The organism is Sulfuriferula sp. GW1, assembly GCF_047300855.1.
Taxonomy (GTDB): domain Bacteria; phylum Pseudomonadota; class Gammaproteobacteria; order Burkholderiales; family Sulfuriferulaceae; genus Sulfuriferula.
In genome coordinates this window covers 1,209,034-1,222,065 of the sequence record NZ_CP170197.1, presented here as the reverse complement: position 1 = coordinate 1,222,065, position 13,032 = coordinate 1,209,034, and the positions used below count along the sequence as shown (strand labels likewise).

14 protein-coding genes are annotated in these 13,032 nt (G+C 57.8%); 7 read left to right on the top strand and 7 right to left on the bottom strand.

Annotated elements, in window-relative coordinates; genetic code table 11:
- The first annotated feature begins 93 nt into the window (after positions 1–93).
- Complete coding sequence (locus ACFDAU_RS06110) at positions 94–3,048, top strand: FAD-dependent oxidoreductase (protein ID WP_413439113.1); 2,955 nt, start codon at positions 94–96, stop codon at positions 3,046–3,048.
- 127 nt (positions 3,049–3,175) lie between these two features.
- Here the strand turns inward: ACFDAU_RS06110 and ACFDAU_RS06105 are convergent, their stop codons facing one another.
- Entirely contained in the window at positions 3,176–3,919 is a 744-nt protein-coding gene (locus tag ACFDAU_RS06105; protein WP_413439112.1) for a hypothetical protein, read from the bottom strand.
- 39 nt (positions 3,920–3,958) lie between these two features.
- Positions 3,959–4,306: a MarR family winged helix-turn-helix transcriptional regulator gene (locus ACFDAU_RS06100; protein ID WP_413439111.1), complete on the bottom strand. Its 348-nt coding sequence runs from the start codon at positions 4,304–4,306 to the stop codon at positions 3,959–3,961.
- Between the two features lie 354 nt (positions 4,307–4,660).
- On the opposite strand from ACFDAU_RS06100, the gene ACFDAU_RS06095 reads away from it, so the two are divergent.
- Together ACFDAU_RS06095 and ACFDAU_RS06090 are read left to right on the top strand one after the other, a co-directional pair.
- The gene (locus ACFDAU_RS06095; protein WP_413439110.1) at positions 4,661–5,812 is read left to right on the top strand and encodes a D-alanyl-D-alanine carboxypeptidase family protein; all 1,152 of its coding nucleotides are present in this window, start codon (positions 4,661–4,663) and stop codon (positions 5,810–5,812) included.
- 274 nt (positions 5,813–6,086) lie between these two features.
- A complete protein-coding gene (locus ACFDAU_RS06090; protein WP_413439109.1) occupies positions 6,087–6,584 on the top strand; it encodes a hypothetical protein in 498 nt (165 codons plus the stop codon).
- A 147-nt stretch (positions 6,585–6,731) separates the two neighbouring features.
- On the opposite strand, the gene ACFDAU_RS06085 is transcribed toward ACFDAU_RS06090, so the two are convergent.
- Positions 6,732–7,100 carry a glutathione S-transferase C-terminal domain-containing protein gene (locus tag ACFDAU_RS06085; RefSeq protein WP_413439108.1) on the bottom strand — a complete coding sequence of 123 codons (369 nt, stop codon included), beginning with the start codon at positions 7,098–7,100 and terminating at the stop codon, positions 6,732–6,734.
- 158 nt (positions 7,101–7,258) lie between these two features.
- Between ACFDAU_RS06085 and ACFDAU_RS06080 the strand changes: the two genes are divergently transcribed.
- Together ACFDAU_RS06080 and ACFDAU_RS06075 are read left to right on the top strand one after the other, a co-directional pair.
- A complete protein-coding gene (locus ACFDAU_RS06080; RefSeq protein WP_413439107.1) occupies positions 7,259–7,774 on the top strand; it encodes a DinB family protein in 516 nt (171 codons plus the stop codon).
- Between the two features lie 37 nt (positions 7,775–7,811).
- Complete coding sequence (locus ACFDAU_RS06075; protein ID WP_413439106.1) at positions 7,812–8,240, top strand: N-acetyltransferase family protein; 429 nt, start codon at positions 7,812–7,814, stop codon at positions 8,238–8,240.
- A gap of 185 nt (positions 8,241–8,425) precedes the next feature.
- Here ACFDAU_RS06075 and merB read toward each other — a convergent pair whose 3' ends face one another.
- From merB to merT, 4 genes are read right to left on the bottom strand one after another with little or no spacing between them, the layout of a single operon-like run.
- Complete coding sequence (gene merB / locus ACFDAU_RS06070) at positions 8,426–9,034, bottom strand: organomercurial lyase (RefSeq protein WP_413439105.1); 609 nt, start codon at positions 9,032–9,034, stop codon at positions 8,426–8,428.
- 17 nt (positions 9,035–9,051) lie between these two features.
- Positions 9,052–10,689 carry a mercury(II) reductase gene (gene merA / locus ACFDAU_RS06065; RefSeq protein ID WP_413439104.1) on the bottom strand — a complete coding sequence of 546 codons (1,638 nt, stop codon included), beginning with the start codon at positions 10,687–10,689 and terminating at the stop codon, positions 9,052–9,054.
- A complete protein-coding gene (gene merP, locus ACFDAU_RS06060; protein WP_413439103.1) occupies positions 10,686–10,988 on the bottom strand; it encodes a mercury resistance system periplasmic binding protein MerP in 303 nt (100 codons plus the stop codon). The genes merA and merP overlap by 4 nt, the downstream gene beginning before the upstream one ends.
- Positions 10,989–11,003: 15 nt before the next feature.
- Entirely contained in the window at positions 11,004–11,363 is a 360-nt protein-coding gene (gene merT / locus ACFDAU_RS06055) for a mercuric ion transporter MerT (protein WP_413439102.1), read from the bottom strand.
- Between the two features lie 117 nt (positions 11,364–11,480).
- Here merT and merR point away from each other — a divergent pair, with 117 nt between their 5' ends.
- Positions 11,481–11,921 (top strand): Hg(II)-responsive transcriptional regulator, encoded by a 441-nt coding sequence (gene merR, locus ACFDAU_RS06050; protein ID WP_413439101.1) that lies wholly within the window; start codon positions 11,481–11,483, stop codon positions 11,919–11,921.
- Between the two features lie 22 nt (positions 11,922–11,943).
- Positions 11,944–12,966 (top strand): quinone-dependent dihydroorotate dehydrogenase, encoded by a 1,023-nt coding sequence (locus ACFDAU_RS06045; protein ID WP_413439100.1) that lies wholly within the window; start codon positions 11,944–11,946, stop codon positions 12,964–12,966.
- Positions 12,967–13,032 lie beyond the last annotated feature (66 nt).

The window sequence follows — 13,032 nt, the reverse complement described above, 5'->3', positions numbered from 1 at the left end:
GTGGCAGATCACCGCTAGCAGAGTTCTGTGCGGCCACTGGCCGCACAGCTTTTTGGCTACGCGCTGCAACGTTACAGGCCAGAGGAAAAAGCAATGTCATCACATTACGTCATCACCATGCCGCAGTTGTCCGACACCATGACCGAAGGGGTCGTGGTGACCTGGGAGAAACAGGTCGGCGACAAAGTCGACCGTGGCGACATTGTCGCCACGGTCGAAACCGACAAGGCCATCATGGATGTGGAAGTATTCAAGGCCGGTTATCTGGCCGGCCCGCTGGCGGAAGTCGGCGCCACCGTTGCTGTCAGCCGCGCACTGGGCTATATCACCGATACCCTGGGCGATCTGGCCATTGGTGAAGGCGAGGTTGTCACCGAACAGGCGGCTACCGAGATGATCCCGCACCAGGCCGGCATGCCGATTGTCATGCCACAGCTGTCCGACACCATGACCGAAGGCATCGTGGTGACTTGGGAAAAAGCCATTGGCGCCGCCCTCAAGCGCGGCGACATCGTGGCTACGGTGGAAACCGACAAGGCCATCATGGATGTGGAAGTGTTCCAGGAAGGTTTCCTGTCAGGCCCGCTGGCAGGCGTGGGCAGCACGGTGGAAGTGGCGCATCCGATGGCCTTCATCGTCAGCGACGCGACACAGGTGAATAATACCGAAGTCACCGTTTCCGCCGAACACAAGGTGATCGAAACCCATCACCAGAAGGACAAGACTCCGATCTACGCCGTGGCGGCCAAATCCGCGCCAGCAGCCACTCCCGCAGCGACCCGACCGGGTGCCAAACCGGTACCCCGTCCGGTCGGCCGTCAGGCCAGCCCCTACGCTCGCAAGATGGCCGGCGAAATCGGTGTTGATTTGAGCCAGCTGGCCGGTTCCGGCCCGGCCGGCGTGATTGTCGCCCAGGACGTGGCGCGTGCACGCCCGAGCATGGCGCAAGTTGCCCACTCCTTGCCGCAGGTCGAAGTGCCCGGTACTGGCCGTCCCATGTCCTCGATGGAAAAAGCCGTGTCGCACGCGATGACAGCGGCGCTGACCCTGCCCACCTTCGATGTCACCTTCAACATCAAACCCGAGAAACTCATCGCTGCCGCCAAGGCGCGCAAGGTTTCGGTGACGGTAGCCATCGCCAAGGCCTGTTCCGTGGCCATGCTGAAGCACCCGATGCTGAACAATTGCTATCAGCCGGTGGACAAAATCGTCGAGCGCAGCAACCACGATTTCGGCGTTGCCGTCGCTGCCGACGGTGGCGGGCTGGTAGTGCCGATCCTGCACAACATCGAACAGAAATCCCTGGAGCAATTGCAGGCCGAGTGGAGCGACCTGATGCCGCGCGCCCGCGCCCGCAAGCTGTCGCCCAATGAATACGCCAGCCCGACTTTCACCATCTCCAACATGGGCATGTTCGGCGTCACCCACTTCACCGCCATCCCCACTCCCGGCATCGCCGCCATCATGGCCATCGCCGCTACCGGGCCGGACGGCATGCCGGTGAACATCACCGGCGATCATCGCGTGGTGAACGGCGCGCACGTCGCCGCCTACCTGGCTGATTTGAAGAAAATTATCGAAAACCCGGAAAGCTGGCTGGAAGCAACCGCCGCCAACCCGATTCCCGAAGGCGACTGGGACTTTCCGGTCATCGTCATCGGCGGCGGCCCCGGCGGCGAAGACTGCGCACGCGACCTGGTCGAGCATGGCGTCAAGGCGGCGATGATCAACAACGCCCCGCTGCCTGGCGGCGAGTGCCTGTGGCGCGGCTGCATTCCGTCCAAGGCCTGGCGCCACAATGCCGACCTGATGCGCGACCGCGCCCACGATGCGGAAAAAGGCATCACCGGTACCAATACCCCCAAGCTCGACTGGGCAACACTGGAAACACGCCGCAAGGGCATCCTGCAAACCCGCGGCGAACTGGCGCTGAAAACCGACAAGGGCGTCAAAATTGACGTACGCGAAGGCTTTGCCTCCTTTGTCGACGATCACACCATCAAGGTGCAGCCAGCCGGAGGCGAGGCCTACACCCTGCGCTTCGGCGCTGCAGTGATTGCGCCGGGCGCGCCGCCGTTTGTGCCTCCCATCCCGGGCACACTGGAAGGCCTGACCGGCGGCGGCGTGATTACTTCCGACACCATCTGGAACCTGCCTGCCCCGCCAAAGAAAATGGCCATCGTCGGCGGCGGCGTCATCGGCGTGGAAATGGCGCAGATTTTCCGCGATTTCGGCACCGAGATTCTGATGCTGGAAGCCAGGGATCGCATTCTTGCCGAAGTGGAAGAAGAAATCGCCAAGCAGCTCACCGAGCTCCTCAAGCAGGAATTCAGCGTTGTCACCAGCGCCAAAATCGGCAGCATTGCCGGTACACCCGGCAAAATGAAACTCGACTACGCCGACGCCGAGGGCAAAACCGCCAGCTTCGATTGCGATTATGTACTGATGGCTACCGGCAAGCGCCCCGACACCAGCAAGCTCAATCTGGAAGCCGCAGGCGTGCAACTGGATGGTGCGGCGATCAAGGTCGATACCCGTGGCCGCACCAGCGTGCCGCACATTTACGCGGTGGGCGACGTGGTGGGCGGCTACATGCTGGCTCACACCGCCGCCACCCAGGGGCGCGTGGCGGCCAGCAACCTGCTGGGCGAAGATCATGTGTACAACCAGGATCTGGATTGCGGCGTCACCTTCAGCCGTCCGCAGGCCGGTTTTGTCGGCCTGTCCGTGGCGCAAGCCAAGGCCAAAGGCGTCGACGCGGTGGAAGCCAAGATGCCGATGAGCATCGATGCCAAGGCGATGATCAGCGGCGAGACCCACGGCATGATCAAACTGGTGGCAGACAAGGCCACGCAGAAGATCATCGGCGTGCATTTCCTGGCCGAACACACCGACACCCTGATCGGAGAAGCGGTGATGATGGTGTCCGCCGGCATGACCCTGAAACAGGTCGCCCAGGCGATACATCCGCATCCGACCCAGACCGAGCTGTTTGGCGAACTGGCGCGGCGCCTGATGTCACGCCTGCGCAGGACGGCCAAGCACTGAGCAAGCGTTTTTTTAGCCTCCCCGATAAATCGTTCTCTCAGCGACCGCCCTGTTTTATGGGCGGTCCGCTTCCGCATTCTGGTCACGAGTAAAAACCTCTCGCAACTAAGCGGCTTTTATTTGGTTTTCAGTTATCTCGCATCGGGTGCCGTGCGTTCAATAACATTTTTCCTTTATCAACAAACGATTCGCTTCGGTTCAGGCGATAAAACACGGCAAGATGTGTCGATGCCAGCAGAGGAACCAGAAACCCCGGTATCAGCAGCCAGGGAAGCGTGGTCATGATGGCTGACCCCGGTTCCGTAAATATCAGCTGCAAGGGCCCCGGCGAAGAGACTGCTCCGAGGCCAATGGCCGCGGCCAGATCGAGTAGTCCCAGGAGATTCCAGACCAGAACCGTCGGGCGCACGGCTGCACCATATTTGTACACCAGCCATGCCACCGGGCCCGCGGCAAGGCCAACCATGACATCGCCCCTGCCGGCGACCGGCGCAAAGGGCGCCGGCAAGCGGCCTGCCGCATAAAGAATCAAGAATGTGACGCCCAGGACGCGGATGGCGTGCACACCGATGAGCATGAATAGAGGAATAGTTTGCAACGTCCGGCGCAAGGACGGCGAGCGAAGCACGCCAACGCTGAGAATCACAATCGGAAGTATCACGGCAACGCCAAGACCTGGTGCACCTACACCATGCTGGTAATTCAGCACTTCGGTGACCGCCATGATTGTTACCAGCACGAACCATAAGGTGAGTCCGCCGGCGATGCGCAGGCGCCCCCAGATATCTTCGCCGAATCCAACTGCCAAAACCGAAACCGCAACGGCTGCGCTGGCAGTCAGTCCAATTGAAGCAAGCAGATCGAATTCCATAGCACACCTCCGTGTATATACACATTGTTGAACAAAAAATTATCCGCAACGCGAGATATTCAAGTCTTGGATACCCATGCGATCAAGCACCTCTCCAACAGTGGATTGCGCCTGTTTCCACGCATCCAGTGCCGCCAGGGCGGCGGCCTCCCCTTTTTTCGTAATAGCGATGCGACGGACGCGTTGATCATCATCGGCCACGCTGCTGACATAGCCTTTTTTTTCCAGCGGGCCCAAATTTCTGGTCAGCGTGGTACGCTCAAGCCCCAGCATTGTCGCCAGTGCACTGAGTGGCAGTGGACCGGTTTGGGCCAGAGTCGCAAGCAGCGTGAACTGGGTTGCACGCAGGCCGGTACCACGAAAACTTGCTTCGTAGTGCTGGGTCACGGCCCGACTTGCCCGGCGCAGCGCCGAACAGGCACAACTGCGACAGGCATGGAAAGGAGAATTTTCGTCAGTCATATGTGTGTATATACACTATTATTAGCGAAAGAGCAAGCACATGAATTTATGGGTACTTGAGAGCAAGTGAATACCTAAGGTGCTCAACTTGGAAGATGCCAACGGCAGAGTGCCCTGGTTCCGCCCTCAACTGAAATGGCTCCCGCCCTGCAAAGCAGGTACCATAATATGCAGGGAACTCCTCATGGCGCACCGCATCTTACCGCGGTGCCCTCGCCCATATTTTATAAAATCTTATCCTTCCAAGCCCCTGGCTTGACCACCCTCAAGGAGTTGTACATGCCGTTATCCTTCCCGTCGCGTGCCCTCGGCATGCTATTGCTGGCTGCCGCATTCGAGGCCAGCGCTGTCGCCGTTCCGCTGCCAGCCATTCCTGACGCACCCAACGTTGACGCCCGCAATTACGTGCTGATTGATCCGGTTTCCGGCCAGGTGCTGGCTGCACGCGAAGCCGACCAGAAGGTGCCTCCTGCCAGCCTGACCAAGCTGATGACAACCTATCTGACGTTCCAGGCAATAGCACGCGGCAGCCTTAAGCTCGACCAGATCGTCCCGGTCAGCGTGGCTGCCTGGAAAGCCGGCGGCTCGACCATGTTCCTGCAGCCCGATCTGCCGGCAACCGTCGAGCAGGTCATCCAGGGCATGGTGGTGGTCTCCGGTAATGACGCAGCAGTGGCGCTGGCAGAGACCATCGCCGGCAATACCGACAGTTTCGTGCAGATGATGAACGCCACGGCGCGCCAATTGGGCATGACCAACACCCACTTCGATAATGTGGACGGCCTGCCCACACCCACCCACAGGGTGAGCGCACGCGACATCGGCATACTGACCGAAGCCATCATCCGCCAGTATCCGCAGTACCTGCATTATTTCGGTGAAAAGACTTTCACCTATAACCATGTCACCCAGAACAACTGGAATCCACTGATATTCAGCGACCCCACAGTCACCGGGATGAAAACCGGACATACGGACGAAGCCGGCTATTGCCTGGACGCTACGGCCGTCCGCAAGGGACGCCCTCTGATTGCCGTCGTGCTCGGTTCCTCCTCGCGCAAGGGCAGCGCACATGCCGCCGAGGCATTGCTGGATTACGGTTATCACTTTTTCGAAACGCGGCGCGCGTATAGCGCCGGTCAAATCATCAGCACGGTGCGCAACAATCAGGCGAGCCCCGCCCAGGTATCCATCGGAACCACCCGCGACATCTGGGTCACGATGCCCATCGGGCGCTATGCGCAACTCAAGTCCAGCGTGAATCTGCCTGCGCAAATGCCTCTGCCGCTAAAACGCGGACAGCAAGTCGGCACCCTGATATTGAGTGAAGGCGGCAAGGAAGTGGCCCGAACACCCCTGGTCGCAATGACCTCGGTGGAAAAAGCCGGCTGGTTTGGCCACCTCTGGAACGTCGTGCGCGCCAAGTTCTGAAGCGGTCATTTTCTACCCGCTAAGCATGCTGGAATGAACAGCCTGACTCCAGCCATTCCGGCACGGCCTTACCGTGCCGGAATGGTTTCTGCCTGACCTCCTCTGACATCCTGCAATTTCGGTTGTACACTATCTCCCGCATCGGGGGAGCGGCGCATGCACCAGACCGGTTTATCCGGGCCATGCGAACTATCCCTCCGCTTGCCACGGCATGGCCGGTGATCAGTAACACACCGCCTCGCCAACTTAAATCCTAAAAATATTGGAGGCACACATGAAAAAGCTCAGCTTGACTTCACAAAAAATTGGATTCACTGCGGCCACAGCATTATTGGCCGCCTGCCTGCCACTCAGCGCAGCTGCCGGAACCTCGGGGGATTATCAGGGAGCGATGCCCAACAAGGGTCAGTACAATGTGATCTTTCATCTCGACGCAGGCGGCGTGCCGGCCATCAAAAAAACCCTGAACAATATCGAAAACATCCTGCATGACCCACGCCTTGCCGGAAAACTGCACGTGGAACTGATTGCCAACAGCAAAGGCTTCGACGTGTACGTCAAGAACAACGGTTTCGAGGACAAGCTCAAGCATTTGCAGGCAGAAGGCGTGATCCTGGCGCAATGCGCCAATACGCTGAAAGAACTGCACGTCGATCGCAACGACCTCTACCCGTTCATCAGCATCGTCCCCTCCGGAATGGGCGAGATCACCATACGCGAAGCGCAAGGCTGGGCCTACATTCATCCATCCGCACCACCTGAGCAGCTCTGACCGGCATCGGAATACCCCGCTACGCAACGTAGCGGGACTTCAAATGCATTGATTCCACATTTCCACTATCCGCCTGTCATCAGCTGTATAACCAATAAAAAATACGAGGAAATTTCGGTCTGTAGCCGAGGGTATGCGCTTGCAGTCTTACACAGGCAAGCGCTCAAACTGAGGCAGACGCTCCGGTTCGTCGCGAGCACTATCTATCCAAGCCTGCATCGCAGGGAGTGTAAGGAGCGCGGACACATAGTCCGCTGATTCAGGCTTTACATTGGCATCATAAGTTCGGATCCTGAGTGCAATCGGGGCATACATAGCATCCGCCACCGAGAACGCGCCGAAAAGAAACGGGCCGGCGGATGCAAATTGCGCCCGGCGCTCGCTCCAGAGCGTCTCAATACGATCCAGGTCATTGCGTGTCCCAGCACTTACCGGAAAGCCGGGATGATGGGCGCGGCAATCCATAGACAGCTCGTGGCGCAGCGTACTGAAACCGGCATGCATTTCGAGCGGCAATCACTCAGATATCAACCCGGCTCAATTGATAAAATCGTTGCTCTCACACAGAATATCTGCTGCATGACGACCTGCTTAAACAGAATACACAGCCATTACCATTCCCTACCAATCCCGTTGGAAAAGCCAAAATGTTCACGTGCAGTCATATCGTTTTGATGGCCTCCTACAATCAATGGATGAATAACAAGCTATATGAAGCAGCAGAGAAGCTATCGCCGCAAGAACTTGCGCTGGATAGAAAAGCATTTTTCGGGTCTTTGATCGGAACACTCAATCATGTCGTGGTGGCCGACACGCTATGGTTAAAACGTTTTACAGCGCATCCAGCCAGTTTCCCAGCGCTTGATCCAATCCGACATTTACCTGTCCCCTCATCACTGGATGAGCCGCTATTCACCGATATCGAGGCACTATTCAAGCGGCGCAAAATGCTGGATCAAATGATCATGCTATGGGCCGCAGCCTTGACCGAGCAGGATTTGTCGCACATTTTGCACTATACCAACATGAAAGGCGTCACCGCGCACAAGCCATTTTCAAAGCTTATCCTGCATTTTTTTAACCATCAAACCCATCATCGAGGCCAGGCAACCACGCTTTTATCCCAGGCCGGCATTGATGTTGGAGTAACTGATTTGATCGCATTGATCGAAGATGAAATCGATGCATAACCCGAGCGAAGACCGTTCGCATAGATAGGACCAAATAATGCAAAAGCTTATTCGGGAGCTCACACCGGCAGACAGCATACCGTATCAGCAATTGATCCTGAATGGTCTGCGCGAGCACCCGGGATTATTCCGCATCAGTCCCGAAGATGCTGGCGAGCCACTGGTGCCTTTTGCGCCAAACAATCCAGATGCCTTTACGCTGGGAGTTTTTCAGGAAGTTGGTCGATTGGTTGGTGTAGTCAGTTTCGAGCGGGAGGTGCGCATCAAGCTCAGACACAAGGGGCTCATCTATCGCATGTATGTATCGTCCGGAGTATCCGGTCAAGGGATCGGAAGAAGGCTGCTGCAAAACGCGATCAACCGCGCACAACAGATAGTCGGGCTGCAGCAGATCAATCTGACCGTAATCGCCACCAACGCCAAGGCAAGGCAAGGCAAGGCATCTCTATGCTTCCGAGGGCTGTGAAATTTTTGCAGTGGAAAAACGTGGACTGAAAATCGGATCTGATTATTTCGATGAAGAACAGATGGTTTTACACTTCAACAAGCCTTCTGAATAACCGGATATATCCCTGTCTGGCCTATCCGATGTGTCTGGACAGTAAGGCCCTGGGTGGCGCATATTTTATCGCGCAAAAATATGCTTCAGACTCACTTGCGCTGAAAGCCGAAAAACTGTCGTCCGACTGCCGCTGCTTCGGCAACGTTCATGCCGCGTTCGCCTGTGGCAGCCGCGCACTCTGCACACACAAACACAATACCGGGGCACAGGCCGTTACAGCAGGCGACATGCTGCTGGGACAATTTTCGGTAGGCGACTTGCACGCCGGCTGGCACGTTCCGGGTGATCTGCCCGGAGGCATCGGCATGAACCGTCACGGAGAGATCACAAATGCTGCATGTTGCGATGATGGCGGCGGCGGTATTTGCAAGAAACGGGATGGCCAGCGCATCGATCGCACACATCGCGTTGACTCGATGCGAACCATATTCAACGCTTATTCCGGTTTCAACTGCACTGAAAGGGTAACAACCCAGGCCCGATTCTGTCACCACCAGCGCATCCAGTTCCACCAGCTGGTTCAGGCAGTGCAGCGGGATGATATGAGGTTGCGGAGCGGCACCGTTTTCCAGCCATGCCTGCAACACCATCCTGTAGGCAGCGCGTGCAGCAATCTCTGCAGCCTCGACTCTGGCTTGCAGCGGAAATTCGCGGCGCAGGCGTTCTAATTCTTGCGTGATTCTGGTATTGGATAACAAATAATTTGCCTGTTTGGCTATCCCGCACAACACGACAACTGTTTCACATCCTTGTGGAAAGTCTGCGCGCAAAGTTTCAGGCCTTCAACCATGGTGAGATAAGGGAATAATTGCCCCGCCAGTTCCTCCACCGTCATCCGGTTGCGGATGGCAAGCACCGCCGTCTGGATGATTTCCCCACCTTCCGCCGCCAGCACCTGCGCGCCCAGCAAGCGTCCCGAGCCTTGTTCCGCAACCAGCTTGATGAATCCACGCGTATCGAAGTTCGCCAGGGCACGCGGCACGTTATCCAGGCTGAGGGTGCGGCTATTGGTTTCGATGCCGAGTGCGGCAGCCTGCGCTTCGCTCAATCCCACGGTTGCCACCTGCGGGTCGGTAAACACGACAGCGGGCGTCGCGGACAAATCCAGCGCGGCATCGCCGCCGGTCATGTTGATTGCGGCGCGCGTACCGGCAGCAGCCGCTACATAAACGAACTGCGGCTGATTGGTGCAATCGCCCGCCGCATAGATATGCGGCACCGAGGTGCGCATGTGGTCGTCGATGATGACCGCACCGCTGGCGTCGGTTTTCACCCCGGCGCCATCCAGGTTCAGACCATCGGTATTGGGTTTGCGCCCGGTAGCGACCAGCAAGCGGTCGCCGTTAAGCGTTTCGGAGCCGATATTCACCTGGAAAAGTTTGCCGTCATATCGCACATTCTTTACCTCGGTATCGGTCAAAATGCGCATGCCTTCGCCTTCCAGTATGGTTTTCAACTCTGTACCGAGCGCGGGGTCTTCCTTCGACAATAACTGGCTGCGCGCGATCAGCGTGACCCTGGAACCCAGACGCAGAAAGGCTTGCGCCAGCTCCAGCGCAACAACCGAACCACCATAAACGATCAGGTGCTGCGGCAACTCCTCCGCAACCAGCGCCGCCGTCGAGGTCCAGTAGGGCGTATCGCCCAGACCCGGCGTATCCGGAATGGCGGGCGAGCGACCGGTGGCGATCAGGATGCGATCCACGGCCAGTTCTTTCTCGCTGCCGTCCGCCTTTTTCACCACCAGGGTATGGGCGTCCTTGAAACTCGCGAAGCCTTGTTCCAGCGTAATGCCGGGGTTGGATTCCAGAATGCTTTCGTACTTGGCGTGACGCAACTTCTTCACGCGTGCCTGTTGCTGTGTTACCAGCGCTTTGCGATCGACGATTGGCGGCTGCTTTTTCAGACCATCGAACGGGTTGTCAGCTTGCAGATGGGCGATGTGCGCGGCGCGGATCATGATTTTGGACGGCACGCAGCCGACATTGACGCAGGTACCGCCAATTTCACCCGCTTCGATGACCGTCACCACGGCGCCTTCTTCCACTGCACGAATGGCGGCAGCAAAGGCGCCCGACCCCGTGCCGATAATGGCAACACGGAGGCCGGTGGTATTAGCCGCAGAGGCTGTCGCACCTGGACCACCCGCTGATTCGGCACCGTACCCGCCTGCCCTGATCGCATTGATCAACGCCGCCGCGGCAACCTCGGCTGTGGTCTCAACCGAAGCGCTGCCTGCCGCGTAGGAAACTTCGGCATGCTTTACTCCGGGAACAGCCGCCAGCTGTTTTTCTATTGACCGGGCACAGTGCTCACAGGTCATGCCGGTAACCCGCAGCGCATGCGTGGTCATTTTGCTTTTGCGCCTTTGACGGTGGAGGGATAGCCAGCCTCAAACGTCGCGTCCAGAAGATTTTTGACTTGTGTTTTGGTGTCGTCATAGGTGACGACTGCCTCTTTCTTCTCCAATGACGCAGTAGCCTTGCTGACGCCAGGGACTTTTTCCAACGCCTTGCGAACGGTAATCGGACATACCGCGCAGTACATACTTGGGACATCCAGAGTAACGGTCTTCGTGGCAGCGAAGGACGGGCCAACAGACAAACTGGTAAAGGCAAAAAAGCTTGCTGTGAGGAAATGACGAACATTCATGGTCAGACTCCTTTATTAATAAAACAATGGGGCGATATAGGGGAAAGCGATAGCCAGCAGCATCAGCACAGCCACCACCCAGAACAGCACTTTGTAGACGCGGTTGGTTTGCGGCAATGCGCACAGCGAGCCGGGGGTGCAGTCCTGCGCGGCGGGAGCGCGATAAATCTTCCGGTAGGCCAGCACCATGAAGACAATACCGACACCAAGGAACAACGGCCGATAAGGTTCCAGCACCGCAAGATTGGCAATCCATGCACCGCCAATACCCAGCATCACCAGCACCAGCGGCCCCACGCAACACAGGGAAGCCGCAATGGCGGCAGCCACACCGCCAATCAGGGGCCAGCTGCCCGCCTGTTTACCTTGAGACATGATTTCTCCTTCATTATTGATCGAGGGAACGATTTATCCCGATCCGCTACCCAAGCACCGTATCAGGCGGATTTTAGTGCGCACTACGGTTGGAAAATTCAGGATAAATTCCGTACCATGGTACGGAGTCAACAGCATTTTGAAGAGGTAAAGAACATGCATCATCAGGACATGACGATCGGGATGCTGGCGCGTCAGGCCGGCGTCAATCTGGAAACCATCCGCTACTATCAACGCAGGGGTTTATTAACCGCGCCCGCCAAGCCGCTTGGCGGCATCCGGCGCTACACTGATATTGACGTGACGCGCATCAAATTCATCAAACGCGCGCAGCATCTGGGCTTCACCCTGGAGGAAGTCGGCGCGCTGCTGAAACTGGAAGATGGCGCTCACTGCACCGAAGCACGCAGCATCGCAGTCGAGAAACTGGCCGATGTGAAAAAGCGCCTGGAAGGCCTGCGCGGGATTGAACAGACCCTGCAAACGCTGGTGACCGAATGCGCGACCCAGAAGGGCAACGTGTGCTGCCCTTTGATTGCCTCATTACTGGAAAATTGAGATGCCGGGTTAAAATGCCCGCATGTATACCCTCCTCCGCCCCCTGCTGTTCCGGTTCGACGCCGAAACTGCCCATCACCTCACCCTGTCTTCGCTGCAAGCTGCATACCGCCTCGGCTTATCGCGGCTGATTGCGCCGGCTGCGAGTGGCGAGCCTGTTTCCTGCATGGGCATCACCTTCCCGAATACGGTGGGATTGGCCGCCGGGCTGGACAAGAACGGCGCCTATATCGACGCACTCGCCGCGCTCGGTTTCGGCTTTATCGAAATCGGCACGGTCACGCCGCGCCCGCAGCCGGGCAATCCGAAACCGCGCCTGTTCCGGCTGCCGCAAGCCGAGGCCATCATCAACCGCATGGGCTTTAACAATGACGGCGTGGATGCGCTTATCGCCAACGTGCGCGCCGCGAAATTCCGCGGTGTGCTCGGCATCAACATCGGCAAGAATTTCGACACGCCGATCACCCGCGCCGCCGACGATTATCTGGCCTGTTTGCAAGCGGTATATCCGCATGCCAGCTATGTCGCGCTGAATATTTCCTCGCCCAACACCAAAAATCTGCGCGACCTGCAATCCGGCGCAGCCTTGTCCGATCTATTGGGCAAGCTGAAAGCCGGACAGACCCGACTGGCTCAGCAGCATGGCCGGTACGTGCCACTGGCGGTAAAAATCGCACCCGATCTGGACGATGAACAGATCACCGAAATCGCCCAGCTGCTGCGCAAGCACCAGCTCGACGGCATCATCGCCACCAATACCACCCTGGCTCGCAGCGGCGTGGAAAAACTGCCTCACGGCAACGAAGCAGGCGGGCTATCCGGGGCACCGCTGCGCGATGCCGCCACGCGTGTGATTGGCAGGCTGGCTACTGCCCTTGCCGGAGAAGTACCCATTATCGGCGTAGGCGGCATCCTCTCGGCACACGATGCGCGCGAAAAAATCCTTGCCGGCGCGAGTCTGGTCCAACTCTACAGCGGTCTCATTTATCGCGGTCCGGCTCTGGTGAGCGAATGCGTGCAGGCGCTGCACAGCGGGACGCACTGAAAATATCGTCCGATATCTTAAAAACCGAGAACAATAAACGCATGACGAGGTCGGAGTGACAGGCAG

Excerpts from the sequence above, each read along its gene's own strand:
- ACFDAU_RS06110 (WP_413439113.1), top strand. The coding sequence starts at position 94 with ATGTCATCACATTACGTCATCACCATGCCGCAGTTGTCCGACACCATG.
- ACFDAU_RS06105 (WP_413439112.1), bottom strand. The coding sequence starts at position 3,919 with ATGGAATTCGATCTGCTTGCTTCAATTGGACTGACTGCCAGCGCAGCC.
- ACFDAU_RS06095 (WP_413439110.1), top strand. The coding sequence starts at position 4,661 with ATGCCGTTATCCTTCCCGTCGCGTGCCCTCGGCATGCTATTGCTGGCT.
- ACFDAU_RS06090 (WP_413439109.1), top strand. The coding sequence starts at position 6,087 with ATGAAAAAGCTCAGCTTGACTTCACAAAAAATTGGATTCACTGCGGCC.
- ACFDAU_RS06080 (WP_413439107.1), top strand. The coding sequence starts at position 7,259 with ATGGCCTCCTACAATCAATGGATGAATAACAAGCTATATGAAGCAGCA.
- ACFDAU_RS06075 (WP_413439106.1), top strand. The coding sequence starts at position 7,812 with ATGCAAAAGCTTATTCGGGAGCTCACACCGGCAGACAGCATACCGTAT.
- merA (WP_413439104.1), bottom strand. The coding sequence starts at position 10,689 with ATGACCACGCATGCGCTGCGGGTTACCGGCATGACCTGTGAGCACTGT.
- merP (WP_413439103.1), bottom strand. The coding sequence starts at position 10,988 with ATGAATGTTCGTCATTTCCTCACAGCAAGCTTTTTTGCCTTTACCAGT.
- merT (WP_413439102.1), bottom strand. The coding sequence starts at position 11,363 with ATGTCTCAAGGTAAACAGGCGGGCAGCTGGCCCCTGATTGGCGGTGTG.
- merR (WP_413439101.1), top strand. The coding sequence starts at position 11,481 with ATGGTACGGAGTCAACAGCATTTTGAAGAGGTAAAGAACATGCATCAT.
- ACFDAU_RS06045 (WP_413439100.1), top strand. The coding sequence starts at position 11,944 with ATGTATACCCTCCTCCGCCCCCTGCTGTTCCGGTTCGACGCCGAAACT.